Source organism: Pseudomonas sp. MF6776, from assembly GCF_016613125.1.
Classification (GTDB): Bacteria; Pseudomonadota; Gammaproteobacteria; order Pseudomonadales; family Pseudomonadaceae; genus Aquipseudomonas; species Aquipseudomonas iridis.
This window is the reverse complement of the sequence record NZ_JAENSQ010000057.1, coordinates 1-16364: the sequence shown is the minus strand read 5'-3', so window position 1 is coordinate 16364 and position 16364 is coordinate 1. Positions and strand designations below refer to the sequence as shown.

Below are 16364 nucleotides of genomic sequence, written 5' to 3'. Positions count from 1 at the left end.
AGGCTGAAACCTTGGGCATGACCGATTTGAATGGTGGCGCGCTCTTCAACGCTGAGTTCGGAATAAGACATAGGGACAGCACCGTACCGGAAAGGTCAGGTGTTGCACTCAGTTTTCGCCGCCGCCCACCTTAAGGCCTAGCCCTTCAGGATGTCGCGATAGGAACGTGAACTACGCCTTGAGCGGGCTTACCGCATCCACGAACCGTAGAGAGCATCGTTCAGTGAATTGTGAGCTTTTGCTCATGGGGACTAGGCTGCGGGATATCCACGACAACGTCTTTAGCACCGAGAACCTTCGCCAGGAACAGCGCCGTTAACCCACCGAAAAACTGCGCGATGATGAACAGCGCTACGTCTGACATCCGTATCCCCGAGAATGTATTGGTGAACACGCGAGCAATCGTCACCGCCGGATTCGCACTTAAAAACCAGTCGGACCCTACGCATGCGCTTCAAGTTTAAATCATGCCGCCCGTCAGGAGACACATGCGAAGATTCGTTGTAAATAGGAGCCACTCATCGGTGGGTATGTGCCGCAGAAATATTTTTTTGAAAAAAAATACAGACATTACAGAATTGTAATTCTTCAATCATCTCCCTGTTATCTTCAAATTGCAACGATACAAGTCGGCGACGATACGAAAGCGCAACGCGCTTTCCGTAAACAATAATTCCAGCCGAAGAACTTACTAGTTCTGCCAAACCTAAGGAGTGATTAATGGATAACAATACAAAATTCTCAATGGCCGCTTTAGCGTTGGTTGTCAGTTCTGGGCCTTCCATGGCATTCGCAGAGGAAAAGACTGGGGGATTTATCGAAGATAGTAGTCTTTCCGTGCTAAATCGAAATTTCTACTTCAATCGTGACCATCGTAACGGGCAATCAAGCCCCACAGGCAATGGTTATTCAGAGACTTGGTCGCACGCGATCATCAGTAAATTTGAATCCGGTTTTACTCAAGGCACTGTCGGTGTGGGCGTCGATGCTTTCGCGATGATTGGGTTGAAGCTTGATACGGGTGACGGTCGAAATGGTGGTCGTAGTTCGTTCGATGTACTGCCTGTCAATGGCGATGGTGAGGCTCGAGATGAGTACACAAAAGTCGGTGGGGCAGCAAAGGTTCGCGCTTTTGACACAGTAGTGAAAGTTGGTGATGTTTTTCCAGCGAACCCCGTCGTGGCTTCTGGCGACTCAAGACTACTACCCGAAAGTTTCCGCGGTGTAACCGCGACCAATACCAGCATTGAAGGACTGACTGTTCAAGGTGGTCGCCTGCACGCCATGAGCCAACCAGTCTCCAGCAATATGCGCGACAACTTCGCGACATTCTATGCAGGGCCTGTTAATTCACCTTGGGTAGGCTATTTCGGCGGCGACTACAACGTTAACAAAAATATCATCGTTAGTCTCTATTCCAGTCGCCTCAAAGACGCTTGGAATCAATACTATGCGGGCACGGGATTGAATTACTCACTGTCTGATCAGCTTTCTGTATTCGGTGGCGTGAATTACTACAAGGCCGTTGATGAAGGAAAGAAACTGCTGGGAGAATTCGACAACAATATTTGGAGCGCTAAAGTTGGCGTGAAGTATGGTGCGCACTCACTTGCACTTTCTCACCAGCGAAATAATGGTAATGACGACTTCGACTATCTGCGTCAGTCGGACTCTATCTTTCTCGACAACTCGATCCAATACAGCGATTTTAACTCGCCAAAAGAACGTTCGTGGATGGTTCGCTACGACCTCGACATGAGCTCGTACGGCGTACCAGGCCTGTCGTTTATGACACGTTATGGTCGCGGCACCGACGCTGACTATTCCAACGCTAACGCAACATACATGAGGCGCGATGCAGACGGGAACCCGTTGACAGATCAGAAACGTTGGGAGCGCGACATTGAGGTGAAGTACGTCGTTCAGACAGGTTCCTTGAAAGATATGTCTTTCCGCTTGCGGCAAGCGAATACTCGCGCAACCGCTTTTGAATCGGATCTGGATGAGGTCCGTGTGATTGTTGAGTACCCACTCGCCATTCTGTAATACCTAAACGGGAAAATTCTCGGTTCTTCTAAATTGTCCCATTTTTGATTGAAAATTTCAAAATTGTAATTTTTCAATCATCTCCACGTTAACTAGGATTGCTTATAGTGAGTGGGAGTTATTAGGAATCTAGCTAGCGCATCTGGTTAGATCTCTACAGACAAGTAGCAAGCCTGTGAAAATCTGGAAACTCATTGTTGTTCAGTTAAAGCTACAATTTCACCTTTAGAAGCTCCTTCGGAAAAGGGTGAATTTTTAAGACGTCCCTCGGGACGTCTTTTTTATACCTGTTCGAAGCGAATCTAAAAAACGCCCGATTCCTATTTTTCATATCAGTCGAGCGTTATAGATTGTTCAGATAGTAGGATAGCTACTAGCCACCACGTTTGCGACACTCTCCAGCCACAGTGTACCTAATCGTATTTAGCTGCCCATTTGAATCTTCATAAGTCATGGCGGCTGGCACCACCGCGCAGACTTTTGCAGGCCGCACCACACTGATCACTTTCACAACATCCATCTTCATTCCGTACTCGTATTGTTTCGCTACAGGTGCGCTTTTCCCTTGGCTAATAGCATACTGCTCCATAGCTTTAGCATTAGCCGCCATCATTTTCTCAAAGGTTTTGTCTCCTCCCCCTTCAGCAGAGACAAGAGAGGATAACGCCAGAGTTCCAGCGAGAGTAATAATGCTCATGAATTTCATATTGAGTACCTCATATATTAACAGTTACCAGAATATCAACTAGAACATTGCGTAGGTGTGGCGCCAGGATTACCGATGTCCAATCTGCCATCCAAAAAAAACCGCAACCGGAAACCGGAAGCGGTTTTTTTTATTCAGCGTACTGCTACATTTACATTTCATCAGTCTCATCTTTAGCATCACTTGACACTACTGGCTCGATTTTTCCTTCTTTAGCCACGTACTTCTCCATTGCTAGATCATTTGCGACCATCATTTTCTCAAAGGTTCTGTCTCCGCCACCTTCGGCTAAAGCAACTGAAGAAAGGACTAAAGCACTCGCAAGAGCAAAAATTTGAGCAATTTTCATACTGACACCTCATCTAGTTGACACTCTTAGGGTATCAATTCGAACCTATCAACACGGTGGCGCCTAGATTACAGATTCGTTATGTTGCGCACATAAAAAAGCCCCCCATCGAATTTCGATAGGAGGCTTTGAGAAAACTAAATTATATGGATGCTATTTTGTCGTCTTTGGTTTCTTCCTCGTCTCGGCGGTGCACCCATTGATAAAGAGCAGGCAGTATCAGCAGAGTCAACACAGTTGAGGATAGGATTCCCCCGATTACTACGGTAGCTAGAGGTCTTTGAACCTCTGCCCCCGTTCCGGTTGCCAGTGCCATCGGAATAAACCCAAGAGAGGCCACGAGAGCTGTCATCAACACCGGACGTAAACGTGTGAGAGCCCCTTCATTAATTGCGGAACTTAAAGAATGTCCTTCCTCGCGTAGATTACGTATGAAAGCGATCATCACCAGACCGTTTAGCACCGCCACTCCCGACAACGCGATGAAACCAACACCTGCCGAGATCGATAGCGGGATGTCTCTCAGCCATAAAGCCATGACACCCCCTGTCAATGCGAACGGAATACCAGTAAACACCAGTAGGCCATCCTTGAGGTTGTTGAACATCATGAACAAGAGTGCGAACACCAGAAGCAGGGCAACCGGCACTACAATCTGTAGTCGCTTGGCAGCGGATTGGAGCTGCTCGAACTGCCCTCCCCAAGTGGTCCAGTAACCGGATGGGATTTGCACTTCCTTATCAATGGCGCTACTGGCCTCCTGTACAAAAGAGCCGATATCACGCCCACGCACGTTGGCGCTGACGATCACCAGACGCTTGCCGTTTTCTCGGCTGACCTGGTTAGGTCCCAACACTAGATCGAGGGTCGCCACCTCTGAAAGAGCTATGAATCCGATCTGGTCAGCATTGGTGTTGAGCAACGCCGGTACCGGGATTAGCAATGTGGACAATCCCTCGAGATCCTTACGCATCGCGTCGGATAAACGCACCACCATGTCAAATCGGCGGTCTCCCTCATACATCGTACCGGCTTGTCGACCGCCAACTGCCACCGCAATGGTGTCTTGCACGTCGCCTACGTTGAGTCCGTAACGGGCGGCTTTGTCGCGGTCGATGTTGATGGTCAGTACCGGCAGTCCCGACGTTTGCTCAACTTTGACCTCGGAGGCACCATTGATCTTCTGCATTGATGCGGCGATTTTTGCAGCGGTGCCGTTGAGCACCGCCATGTCATCACCGAATACCTTGACCGCCACATCACTACGTACGCCTGAAATCAACTCGTTGAAACGCAGTTGAATAGGCTGAGAAAGCTCATAGTTGCTTCCGGGCATCGCAGCTGCAGCTTTTTGAATATCGTCTATCAATGCCTCCCTTGATTTATTCGGATCAGGCCATTGACTCTTCGGCTTGAGCATCACATAGCTGTCAGAAATGTTTGGAGGCATTGGATCGGAGGCAATTTCGGCAGTACCTGTACGACCAAACATCCGTTTGACCTCCGGTACTTTTGCCAATACCAGGGTTTCCAGGCGTTGCTGCATCTCTACCGATTGCGTCAGGCTGGTACCTGGGACACGCAATGCTTGCAACGCGAAATCGCCTTCGCTGAGACTCGGCACAAACTCACTACCCATCCGACTTGCGACCACACCGCATATTGTGATCACGCCTAATGCCATGGCGAATGCCAACGATCGATGGCCCATGACCCAGTCCAAAGCTGGAGCATACATCCGGCGGGCGCCACGCATGATGACGTTTTCTTCTTCCTTGACCTTGCCGGTCACGAACATCGCAATCGCAGCAGGGACAAAAGTTACTGACAACAACATCGCCCCCAGTAAGGCGATCACTACGGTGAAGGCCATCGGGTGGAACATTTTTCCTTCGACGCCAGTAAGCGCAAAAATCGGTAGGTACACGACCATAATGATCAACTGACCGAAAATTAATGGTCGGCGTGCTTCCTTGGCAGCAGCGAATACTTCGTGAAAACGTTCAGAGCGAGTGAGGATGCGCCCGTGGTGTTGCTGCGCATGGGCCAAACGCCTGATGGCGTTTTCAACAATTACCACCGCACCGTCGACGATGATGCCAAAGTCCAAAGCCCCAAGGCTCATCAGGTTGGCGCTAACTTTATTGGTAAACATGCCGGTGAATGTGAACAACATAGCGAGCGGGATAACCATGGCAGTGATCAGCGCTGCACGTATATTTCCCAAGAACAGGAATAGAATCGCAATCACTAGGATTGCACCTTCGATCAGGTTCTTTTTTACCGTGGCAATCGCCTTGTCCACAAGATTGGTACGGTCATAGACAGTGACTGCTACAACCCCTTTTGGCAGTGAACGGTTGATTTGCTCAAGCTTGTTGGCAACGGCCTGCGCCACGGTGCGGCTGTTCTCGCCGATTAGCATGAACACTGTGCCGAGCACCACTTCACGACCGTTTTCGGTCGCTGCTCCCGTGCGCAATTCACGGCCGATATCCACGGTTGCAACATTCTTCACACGTATTGGCGTACCGTCGACATTGGCCATGACGATATTGGCGATATCGTCGGTGGTTGCTACTTGACCAGGTGCACGAATCAGTAACTGTTCGCCGCTGTGCTCGATGTAACCGGCACCGACGTTAGCGTTGTTGCGCTCCAGCGCTGTAACAAGGTCAGTCAGCGTGAGCTTGTAAGCGGCCAAGCGTTTTGGATCGGGCGCAATCTGATACTCCTTGGCAAACCCGCCAATGGTATTGATTTCGGCGACCCCAGGAACATTGCGCAGTTGAGGCTTGATGATCCAGTCTTGAATCACCCTCAGGTCGGTCGGCGTATAGGGACTGCCGTCCTCCTTGACAGCCCCCTCTTCAGCCTCGACCGTCCACAGGAAAATCTCACCAAGACCGGTTGAGATCGGTCCCATGACAGCTTCCACACCTTCTGGCAGTTGCTCTTTGGCCACCTGTAATCGTTCGTTGACCAATTGCCGAGCGAAGAAGAGGTCCGTGCCCTCTTTGAAAATAACAGTAACTTGCGACAAACCCGAGCGTGACAGCGAACGAGTTTGTTCTAGAGCCGGTAAACCAGCCATTGCTGTTTCGATGGGGAACGTGATGCGTTGTTCGGTTTCCAGTGGTGAAAAACCTGCTGCCCCCGTGTTGATTTGCACCTGGACGTTGGTGATATCGGGAACCGCGTCGATCGGCAGCTTCTGATAGCTTGCTATACCGAGGCCGGCCATGAGGAAAACCGCGAGCAGTACGATAATGCGCTGCTCGATGGCAAATTGGATCAGGCGTTCGAACATGAGAACCTTCTCGTGGAAATGGCGGATCAGTGGGCGTGTTCAGCCGAGGCTTTACCCAATTCTGATTTCAAAATGAAACTACCGGCGGCGGCGATTTGAGCTCCGGGCTCCAGGCCTTCCTTGATCTCGACCAGACCCGCCGAACGACCACCTGTCTCCACTGGCTGAGCTCTAAACCCGTCCTCCGTTCGAACGAAAACAGTTTGCTTGTCCTCGACCGTCTGAAGAGCCGCCTCAGGTACAGCGACCTTTGTCTGCCGAGTACCGGTGTCAACCTGCACGGTCACAAATAGCCCCGGACGCCATGCACCTTGTGGATTTTCCAATGTCACGCGGACCGTGGCTGTACGGGTTTGCTCGCCCAACAAACTGCCGACATAGGCCACGGTTCCAGTGACTTCAGCATTCAACTCCGGCGCACTGACCTTGACCGATTTGCCTACGAGTACCTTGTTCAAATCCTTTGGTGAGACTCCAAAGGTCACCCACACACGCGACAAGTCGGAGAGCGTAAAGGCATTGGTGGTTTCGCTGACAACTTCACCGAGGGCCAAATGTTTCTCGACTACAACCCCGTCAAACGGCGCACGCAATTCATATCGATTACCCCCGCTGGCGACCGAGCTACCACTCAGTACGCTAATTTTTTGCCGAGCATTGCTGAGAGCAATTTCAGCTTCTTGCAAAGCCTGGCGGGCTTGCAGGAAGTCCTGTTCTGCAGAGATTTTGTCCTGCCATAACTGTCGCTCTCGCTCGTAGGTAGTACGCGCCAACTCAAGACGACGTTGCGCAGCGGCTTGTTCACTGCGCTGATCAGAAATTTGTTGGCTAGCGATTACGGCCAGCAACTGACCTTTTTTCACTGGTTGACCAAGATTGGCATGAACCGACTCAACGACACCAGGTACGCGGGGCACCACGTGCGCAGTGCGGTCTTCATCAAAACGGATTTCTCCAGGAAAGGGCAATGAAAGGCTGATGCTCTGCGCTTTCGCTTCAACCAGTTGGATGCCGGCAGAGCTGATCTGCTCTTCGCTCAGAGTCAAATGACCCTCTTCAGCTTCGCCTTCTGCGTGTTCGCCCTCGGCCGGTTTTCCGTCAGCAGTTTCATCGCCGTGATCGTCATAGCCTTTGCCCTCCTGAGTCTGAGCTTCAGCTGAAGGCACCGATGGGCTTGTCATCCAAAACGAACCGATGCCTATACCTATTGCCAAGGTTAGTGCCGAGACGAGGATTAGTTTTTTATCCATGGAGACTCCCTGCGCAACCCAGTCGGCATTCACGGATTAACGTGGTATTGCGATACTGAGCAGCGGTAAAAAAAGCGTTATATGAAATTCACGGGGTACGAGTGAGAATGGCAACATCACCGAAAATTCGCTCGATACGCACCCAGGCGTCTGTCGCCTCGGCGATGGCTTGGATGTATTGCGTGCGAGCGCTAATCAATGTGCGCTGAGCATCGAGCACGTCGAGAAAGTTAAACTTACCCATTTCGAAACCTCGGGTAGCGGTATCGACGGCACTTTGCGCTGCAGGCAGGATGGTTTGATTGAACGACGCCACTTCAGTGTTAGCAGTCAGCCACTGATCTAAGGTGGTTTGGATCTCTGTGCGCAGTCGTAACTCACTGGCATTCCGAAGGTCGCGAGATTGATCGGCACGGCGGGCTGCGGCCAGTACGTTGCCTTGGTTACGGTTAAACAACGGGATGGGCATAGATAGCCCTACGACATTCACCCGCTCGCGCTCACGCTCGTCGTATTGACTCCCGATACTCACGGTCAGGTCCGGAATTCGACGAGCCTTCTCAAGACCAAGAGAGGCTTCCCGCTGATCTATTTGCAGTTTTGCTAATCGTAGCTCTGCAGTTTCACCAATTCGGCTAAACAGCAGCGACGAATCGGGCACGGTTGGCATCGACCGATTTGGATCACCCACGGACACAAATGCAGGCAAAGGCGCCCCCATGACCTGAGCGAGTCTCTGGTAGGCACTGGCCTCATCCCGCTCAGCCCGCCTCAACTCTAGGCGCACTTCTGATAGCTGAACCTCTGCGCGCGTACCTTCAACGGGTGAGGATTTGCCACTCTTGATGCGACCTTGCGCTGCACGCAAACCGCGCTCGGCGAGCTCAAGTGATTGACGTGACAGCAGCAGTCTTTGCTGAGCCGTTGAGGAACTATAAAAAGCCTGAATGACATCGGCACGCAGAACGTTACGCTTGCGCTCCAACTCAATCCCCGCTGCGTCCTGAGCTCTATTGGCCACTTCAATCCTAGCTCCACGCTTACCGCCAAGCTCTATCGGCTGGCTGATCATTACCGTCGTGGTGCGCGAGTTTCGCCGAGTATCTTCAGCCTCCCAGGAAACCTCAGGGTTTGGAATCAATCCAGCCTGCTGTCGCTCTCCCTGAGCAATACCTGTCTCCCATTGAGCGGCCGCTAGGTCTGGGTTGTTGGAAAATGCAGTTTCAAGCGCTTGATCCATTGTGAGCATTTGAGCGTTTGCGGCTAACAAAGGAGCATTCAAAAGAGCAAGGATCGAAATAAGACCTGCTTGTAGCATGGTTTTATGCGTGATTGGGTGAGCAATAAACTTTCTAAACCGAAGTAATTCCATCATTCCCCAAAACCTTTATACAAAAAGAATTTCCCATGAGGCAAATATAATTCCGCACACCTATCAACAAGGTGACTGAAGAATTACAAATACGTTATCTAACGAATAAGCCTCACTTAATGCATTAGGATTAGGGCAATAAGTGCTCGCACCAAGCGACATCCCTAGACAAAAACGGGAGGCGGCTCTTGTACTACAAGGTGACGAGGGTCGCACGAAACCTTGTTAGTTTTAAACTCTATGATCCCAGAAAATTAAAAATGCAACCAGAATCCAACATTTAAACAGATGGTTAACTTTAAACAGATTCAACGAAAAGAGCCATTACGAACCACTTTAAGAAGGGTTAATTCCTATGCGTATTCTTGTGATAGAGGACGAGCCAAAGACTGCTGAATACTTACATCAGGGTCTAACTGAAAGTGGCTATATTGTAGATTGCGCATCGACAGGAGCTGATGGACTCCATCTGGCACGGCAGCAAGCTTATGATCTGGTATTACTTGACGTAAATCTTCCTGAAATGCACGGATGGGACGTTCTTGAAAATATTCGGCGGTCTAGCAGTACTAGGGTAATGATGCTTACTGCAAGAGGACGCTTAGAAGATAAAATTAGAGGATTGGATCTGGGGGCTGATGACTATCTTGTCAAGCCATTTGAATTTCCAGAGTTGCTGGCAAGAGTACGCACTCTAATGCGTCGTAGCGAACACATACCAATTCAAGAAGTGTTAAAAGTTGCTGATCTTGAACTTGATCAAGGAAGGCATCGCGCATTTCGCGGAAAACAACGCATAGATTTGACGACGAAAGAATTCGCACTGCTCCATCTATTAATGCGTCAATCTGGAGAGGTGTTATCTCGTACTCAGATCATTTCATTGGTTTGGGACATGAATTTTGATTGCGACACCAATGTTGTCGAAGTTTCGATACGTAGGCTCAGAGCTAAAATAGATGACCCATTTGAAACTAAATTAATCCATACGCTCCGCGGCGTAGGTTATGTACTGGAGGAGAGAAAATGAAGCAAGTCAGCCTGTCAATGCGATTGGGTTTGACAGTAAGTATAATGGGAGCAGTACTAGTAGTTTCTTTAGCGATTCTGGCCTATTTAGCGCTTACCCACGAGCTTGATTTGCGTGCAAAAAACAGCTTAGAAAAGAAAATGAATCAAATTGAGCACAGTTTACTGATGGATATCAGTACTAGCAACATGAGCCTAAAGCCACACGCACTATTAGATCAAGTGCTAGGGCATGACAATCTTAATCTCACTATTTTTGATGATGAAAATCTGAGTGTCCCTGTCCTGAGTTTTGGAGCAGATATAACCGTAGTTTCTAGGAGCAAAATCGGAGCAACCGATAGCACTAAGATTTCTTACTACTCCTCGGCACAGGAAAGCGAAAATCACATCCTCACAGCAGCGAAACTCATGAGGCTAAAAGATGGTGAATTCGTATCAGTCTTGCTGACTATGGACCGCTCGAATGATGAATCACTGTTAAGCTCTTATTTGAGTTCAACCATCGTAGCGGTTCCGCTGTTGTTGATCCTTATTGGTATCAGTGCTTGGGCGATAGTGCAACGCGGATTGTCCCCACTCCGGGAATTCTGTGAAGTTGCGGGAATGGTATCAACCCAAGATCTCAGTCACCGACTCTCCGTTGTCAATATGCCCCAAGAGATCAGTGAGCTAGCTCATGGCATAAATTTCATGCTTCACCGACTTGATAGCGGAGTCCAACAACTCACTCAGTTTTCAGATGATTTGGCGCATGAGTTGCGGTCACCGATTACGAACCTTATGGGGAAAGCACAGGTAACTCTTTCTCGTGATCGCTCAGTAAAGGAGTATAAGTCTGTACTAGAGTCTTGCACCGAAGAGTTGGGGCGAGTCACTAGAATTATATCTGATATGCTTTTTTTAGCCCAAGTAAGTCACCCAGCCGCACTTGTACCATTCGAAAACATTTTGCTGGAAGACGAAGCTTTAAAAGTAATTGATCTTTTTTCTCTTTCGGCTGAAGAAAAGTGCGTCGGCATAACCGTCAGTGGTCAGGGCAAAGTTTCAGGCGATCGACTCATGATTCAGCGCGCCATTTCGAATCTTTTATCAAACGCCATTCGTCACTGCCCGATAGAAGAGTCGGTTGTTATTTCCATTGAAACGCGAACCGAAGAAGTCTCCCTTTCAATAAGCAATCCCGGAGTGGGAATTGAACGCCATCACTTGCTTAATATCTTCGATCGTTTCTATCGAGTGGATAATAGTCGCTCACGAGCTGAAGGTGGCACTGGATTAGGATTGGCTATTGTCCGATCTATCATGAGCCTCCATCATGGAACAGCAGATGTCTTTAGTATACCAGGGCATCCGACAACCTTCAGAATTACATTCCCGAAGAACATTTCAACTAGTAACTTAAACTCTCAAAGACCAGGGGAGGTTTTTAGTTAGGATTTAATTTAATCAAAAGCAATATAAAACAGCTTGGCTGCACGAGTCAGATCACTAGGTAATATATGAGTGGGGATCGATGCTTAAAAATCCAAAGACAACATTACTCTTTTTGCTCAGCCAGAGATGAAACCGATGACTCACCAATGGATAGTGAAGATTTAATAGCCCTGTGCAAAATATAACCTTCGTCAAGATACATTACTAGTGCCCAAGAGCAATCCAACGTGAACATCTATTGGTACCGATCTTTGTGACACCCACCTATTACGCAGGTTGATCATGCCTTCATGGATAATCACTCGAGAGTGTGTGGTCTTGCAGATATAGCGTCGCAACCCCCTACTTCGGAATTAAGCTAAATTCAGCATGTTTATTCTAAACTGCAAATCGTATAGACTTTCGTGCAATCTAGATTTTAACGTTATCTTAAGCGCTTGGTGCAAAATTAAATCCCTACTGCAGAACCATTCCGCCTCCTGAGACAATTTTAGAGATTACATAACTGCCTTTCTATAATCAATATTTTCAGCGCGTTTAATTTAGTGCAATCCAATTATTTCGCACAATATCAAAATAAGAATGGCTAAACGGGGTTAATGGGCACGCGACTCAAGGACATATCCAGCACCTCGCAATGTATGGATAAGCTTGTCGTCAAAAGGATCATCAATTTTAGCTCGAAGCCTCCTCATTGCTACTTGAACAACGTTCGTGTCGCAATCACTACTCAGACCCCAGACAGAAGACTTAATCTGCGTGCGCGATAGCGTCGTGCCTGATTGACACATCAAAAAGTGTAGCAAGGCGAACTCCTTGTTAGTCAGGTCAATTCGCTGGTTAGCGCGAAAGGTCCTGTGCCTACCCAGATCGAGCTCCAAATCGCCAACGCGAAGCACATTTAGCGATGCCGACGACCCAGTTCGACGCATTAAAGTACGGACTCTAGCTAACAACTCAGGAAACTCAATTGGTTTGACCATGTAATCGTCAGCGCCTAGATCAAAACCCAAGACTTTATCCTCAACACTACCTTTCTCGGTAAGCATCATGATCGGGGTAATAATTACCTCGCGAATACTTACAAGTAGATCCCAGTCGTCACTTTGCGGGGGGTTTACGTCTAGTACTACAAGGTCATAAGCCTGTTGGGAGACTAAGTTTATGCCATCGATTCCGTTTTGTATGCAATCAACGATAAAGCCGCTTTCAGTCAGACCCTGGCGCAAATAATGAGCGGTTTTCGGATCGTCTTCTATTATCAAGATACGCATTTATTATAAAGTCTCGATACTAATTGAAAATACCACCACACTCATTTAGGCAACTTTACTCACCGGTTCACTTTAGCATCTCAACTGGATGAGTTAAGCCATTACAGAATATCGCGCATTTTTTCAGTTTCTGTTAAATGAGTGAATTGAGACACACGACCATACGGCAAATAGATTTTAGACTACTTGATGACGATAGATGGTCTTATTACAAATTTGTAATTCTTCAGTCACCCTCGCGATAACTCTTATGCAGTACATTGAGCATGCAATATATCTAAACACTCTAGACGCTGCAGATGTCCCTACTGTTAAACGATGAAAACGGCGCGCCTTGGGGGCGAAAATTTTGTGATGCCATCTCGCATTAGAAAAATGTTGTGGTCGGCTGATTCCCTGCCTCGGGAATCATTGATGACGACCGCGCATGAGCCAGCCAATGTAAGACGAGGAACAGTCACCAACCCGTATTATCAAATGAGCCAAGACTCGCAGACGCCGAGCGGGAAATACAGAATAGCGCAGCCAGGCTTTAACAGAGTTTGAACCCCGATGCCGTACTAAAAACGGCTGCCAAAGCTTTCAACGAATATTTGAAATCAACTGCAAGGCGTCGCCTGACTCCGAGGAGTGTGCGTTATGCGAGTACGGCGATGTTTCGCGCAATGAGGATTATCGGCATTCGAAAGTGGTGAACTTGGTAAGCGCATCAAGACCGCTTTGGTCTCTCATCCGCAACTAGAATTCCTTTTTAGACAACTAGTCGCGCCTATCAGAATAGTGATCTAAACAACGTCATCACCTATGCCTTCGATACTAAGACAGATGCGCAACGTCAGCAAGAAAACCATACCCCCGCGACCCAACCACCATCATTTCGCTCCAAAAAAAATTGTTTTTTAAGTCAAGTCGAGCGGATCTATCAGTACAACACTTACTTGGGGGGCATCTCATGAAAAAAATCCTCATCGGTTTTGGCGTTTTGGCGGTTTGGCTAATCGTGGAGCTTCAACCAACCGAGGAAAGCGTTGAGGGTCACTGGTGCATCCATGAATTACATCGCTCTGTTGCTGATTTTTTCTTCCCTAAAACGTAGCGGCAGTCCAGTGACAGTTTGCGCGCACGATCATGTCGAGATATTCCGAGATACCCATGAATAAAAAAATACCAATTCTGAGTACGAAAATTATACTCAGTAGCAATCAATTAATTATTGCAGTTTCAACTTGGCTTCTGTTGTTCAGTAACTGGCCATTTTGGCGAGTTGTTTGGAAAAGCGTGGGAGGCCTACAAGACGGAAGCATCTTATTTGTGCTTAGCCTGCCTTGGTTCGTGTTGATGTGGCTGTACGTGTTACTCAGCGCGATGGCTTGGGGACGCTTCATAAAGCCTGTGCTAGCCATTGTTCTGTTGGTTGCGGCAGCAGCGAGTTACTTTATGAATAGCTACGGCATTGTAATTGACTACAGCATGCTAACGAATGTTATTCAAACAGACATCTCTGAGACCACGGACCTGCTGAACTGGGAGTTACTGCGATGGATGCTGGGTTTTGGTGTTCTACCGGTGCTGCTTATCACCCGAGTCCGTTTGATACAACGATCGCGCACCCGCGCGCTTGCTCATCGATTGATGGGGCTGGCGGTAGCACTTACCTGTTTGGCAATCATCGTATTTACGCTTTACCAATCTTATGCATCGCTCGTACGTAACCATCGCGAACTCAGATTGATGTTAGTTCCTTCGAATGTGGTTTCGGCAATCCATGGGTATATGCGTCGCCAGCTAGCACAGCCCACAGAACTAAAAATCATTGGTGCTGATGCCCGCCAAGGAGAAACTACTGCGAGTGTAAAAAAATCACGCCTGACGTTGTTAATTGTGGGTGAAACCGCTAGGTCCGCGAACTTCTCGCTTAATGGCTACACACGCGATACCAATCCGGAATTGACTCGGCGTGGTGTCTTAAGTTTTACCAATGTCAGTTCATGTGGAACAGCTACGGCAATCTCCTTACCTTGCATGTTCTTGGATGCGGGTAAACAAGGCTATAAAGACGGTATGGCGTTACGGAGAGAAGGCTTATTAGACGTGTTGCAGCGGGCCGGAGTATCGGTACTTTGGAGAGATAACAATTCGGGTTGTAAAGGTATTTGTGACCGAGTAAAAAATGAGAAATTGAACAATCAGAAAACATCAGGATTATGCAGAGCAGGCGAGTGTTACGACGAAGTCTTATTGCAAGACCTGCAAGCTTACTTGGATCAACAACAGGGTGATTCAGTCGTGGTTCTCCACATGAAAGGTAGTCACGGCCCATCCTACTACAAGCGCTACCCACGCGAATTCGAGCGATTTGGTCCCGTTTGTGATAATAACCAACTAGAGCGATGTACGCGCGAGAGCATAGTCAGTGCCTATGATAACAGTATCGTCTATACAGACTATGTACTTGGACAAACGATTGACTTGCTAAAGCGCAACGCTGAGCGCTTTGATACGGCTATGCTTTACGTCTCTGATCACGGTGAGTCTCTCGGCGAGAACGGGATATACTTGCACGGACTGCCTTATGCTATGGCGCCCAAAGAGCAGACTAGCATTCCCATGGTTCTCTGGATCTCCAAAAACATGCAATCTCGTCAAAAACTAGACGTTCAATGCTTGAGGGAACAGCGAGGCGCATCACTATCCCATGACAACTTATTCCATTCGATATTAGGATTGATGAATATCCAAACTTCGGTATATCGACCTGAGCTTGATCTGTTTAGCGCATGTCAATCCAAAGCCTTGGCCTCATTAAAACTTACTTCAATGACTGGCCAGCAGCAGTAATAGCAGCCAACTAGTGGCAAGAATGAAGTCTAAAGATCATCATTAAAATTAACGCACACTCCACTCAGAGCCATTCATATTAGAATGGTAAGTTTTCAAGCATCTAAAAAAACTGCGACCGACTGTCCGTCTTTTTATTTGACGATTCAGTCGGCCTTTGCAACACTCAATACGAGTATGCCTTCCAGGTGCTTTGCAAATAAAGTAACTCTAAAACTATAATATAAATATATTTAAAATTAACTGCAGTGGGGTTCCTCGGTGAATTTGCGCGAAACATCGACCGCTCCCAAAGCTTCCAATGTTCGGCGTCCTATCAGTACGGGATAGTTCATCTCGCCTCGATCTTTCAGAGAAAATTCCTCTTTATAAATTTTATCTCCTATGCACATCGTCATCATGACGACTGGACGATGTTCAGCGCCGCCGGCACCTCTAACTTTTACATTTCGTTCAATCCGTCGTTCGAAGAGTGCGCTACTCACCTTCTTAGTTTTGGTGTCTTTGACTTTAACGTTAAACCGAATCCATTCTTCTCCATCTTTTTGGAATCTTTTTAAGTCCTTCGCATCCATGGATGACGTAAGAGCCCCAGTATCCAACTTTATTTTCACGGCGATATTTTCTGGCGGTTACAGGAGCTGAGTGCAACACGGTTATTGAATTGAAGCTGGAGCATCATGCCGCATAGCCATAGCTTCCTGCATCACCTCGTCCATAACCTCGATCGGACACTTGAAGTCGAAGCGCTTA

Annotated in this window: 14 protein-coding genes; 5 read left to right on the top strand and 9 right to left on the bottom strand. The window is 48.0% G+C overall.

Annotated features, from left to right (window positions below):
- On the bottom strand, positions 1 to 71 hold a 71-nt coding region (locus tag JJD74_RS31200), incomplete at its 3' end, for a helix-turn-helix domain-containing protein (RefSeq protein ID WP_146469857.1).
- 149 nt (positions 72 to 220) lie between these two features.
- The gene (locus JJD74_RS29600; protein ID WP_230679402.1) at positions 221 to 394 is read right to left on the bottom strand and encodes a hypothetical protein; all 174 of its coding nucleotides are present in this window, start codon (positions 392 to 394) and stop codon (positions 221 to 223) included.
- 326 nt (positions 395 to 720) lie between these two features.
- Between JJD74_RS29600 and JJD74_RS29595 the strand changes: the two genes are divergently transcribed.
- Entirely contained in the window at positions 721 to 2046 is a 1326-nt protein-coding gene (locus JJD74_RS29595; protein WP_042561899.1) for an OprD family porin, read from the top strand.
- Positions 2047 to 2419: 373 nt separating this feature from the next.
- On the opposite strand, the gene JJD74_RS29590 is transcribed toward JJD74_RS29595, so the two are convergent.
- From JJD74_RS29590 to JJD74_RS29570, 5 genes are all read right to left on the bottom strand, one after another.
- On the bottom strand, positions 2420 to 2752 hold the full coding sequence (locus JJD74_RS29590; protein WP_042561900.1) for a DUF2790 domain-containing protein: 333 nt from the start codon (positions 2750 to 2752) through the stop codon (positions 2420 to 2422).
- A 151-nt stretch (positions 2753 to 2903) separates the two neighbouring features.
- Positions 2904 to 3101: a co-regulatory protein PtrA N-terminal domain-containing protein gene (locus tag JJD74_RS29585; RefSeq protein WP_042561901.1), complete on the bottom strand. Its 198-nt coding sequence runs from the start codon at positions 3099 to 3101 to the stop codon at positions 2904 to 2906.
- Between the two features lie 142 nt (positions 3102 to 3243).
- Positions 3244 to 6411: a CusA/CzcA family heavy metal efflux RND transporter gene (locus JJD74_RS29580; protein ID WP_158830539.1), complete on the bottom strand. Its 3168-nt coding sequence runs from the start codon at positions 6409 to 6411 to the stop codon at positions 3244 to 3246.
- A 26-nt stretch (positions 6412 to 6437) separates the two neighbouring features.
- Entirely contained in the window at positions 6438 to 7661 is a 1224-nt protein-coding gene (locus JJD74_RS29575) for an efflux RND transporter periplasmic adaptor subunit (protein WP_042561903.1), read from the bottom strand.
- A gap of 88 nt (positions 7662 to 7749) precedes the next feature.
- Positions 7750 to 9036 (bottom strand): TolC family protein, encoded by a 1287-nt coding sequence (locus JJD74_RS29570; RefSeq protein WP_140396034.1) that lies wholly within the window; start codon positions 9034 to 9036, stop codon positions 7750 to 7752.
- Positions 9037 to 9388: 352 nt separating this feature from the next.
- Here JJD74_RS29570 and JJD74_RS29565 point away from each other — a divergent pair, with 352 nt between their 5' ends.
- The gene (locus JJD74_RS29565) at positions 9389 to 10063 is read left to right on the top strand and encodes a heavy metal response regulator transcription factor (protein WP_080896080.1); all 675 of its coding nucleotides are present in this window, start codon (positions 9389 to 9391) and stop codon (positions 10061 to 10063) included.
- Complete coding sequence (locus tag JJD74_RS29560; protein WP_042561904.1) at positions 10060 to 11499, top strand: heavy metal sensor histidine kinase; 1440 nt, start codon at positions 10060 to 10062, stop codon at positions 11497 to 11499. Before JJD74_RS29565 ends, JJD74_RS29560 begins: the two co-directional genes overlap by 4 nt.
- A 596-nt stretch (positions 11500 to 12095) precedes the next feature.
- Here JJD74_RS29560 and JJD74_RS29555 read toward each other — a convergent pair.
- The gene (locus JJD74_RS29555) at positions 12096 to 12773 is read right to left on the bottom strand and encodes a heavy metal response regulator transcription factor (RefSeq protein WP_047297377.1); all 678 of its coding nucleotides are present in this window, start codon (positions 12771 to 12773) and stop codon (positions 12096 to 12098) included.
- A gap of 952 nt (positions 12774 to 13725) precedes the next feature.
- Here JJD74_RS29555 and JJD74_RS29550 point away from each other — a divergent pair.
- Both JJD74_RS29550 and JJD74_RS29545 read left to right on the top strand, forming a co-directional pair.
- Entirely contained in the window at positions 13726 to 13869 is a 144-nt protein-coding gene (locus JJD74_RS29550; RefSeq protein ID WP_155401178.1) for a hypothetical protein, read from the top strand.
- Positions 13870 to 13925: 56 nt separating this feature from the next.
- Positions 13926 to 15611 (top strand): phosphoethanolamine transferase, encoded by a 1686-nt coding sequence (locus tag JJD74_RS29545; protein WP_086794034.1) that lies wholly within the window; start codon positions 13926 to 13928, stop codon positions 15609 to 15611.
- 239 nt (positions 15612 to 15850) lie between these two features.
- Here the strand turns inward: JJD74_RS29545 and rloA3 are convergent, their stop codons facing one another.
- On the bottom strand, positions 15851 to 16231 hold the full coding sequence (gene rloA3 / locus JJD74_RS29540; RefSeq protein WP_200617905.1) for a retropepsin-like aspartic peptidase RloA3: 381 nt from the start codon (positions 16229 to 16231) through the stop codon (positions 15851 to 15853).
- Positions 16232 to 16364 lie beyond the last annotated feature (133 nt).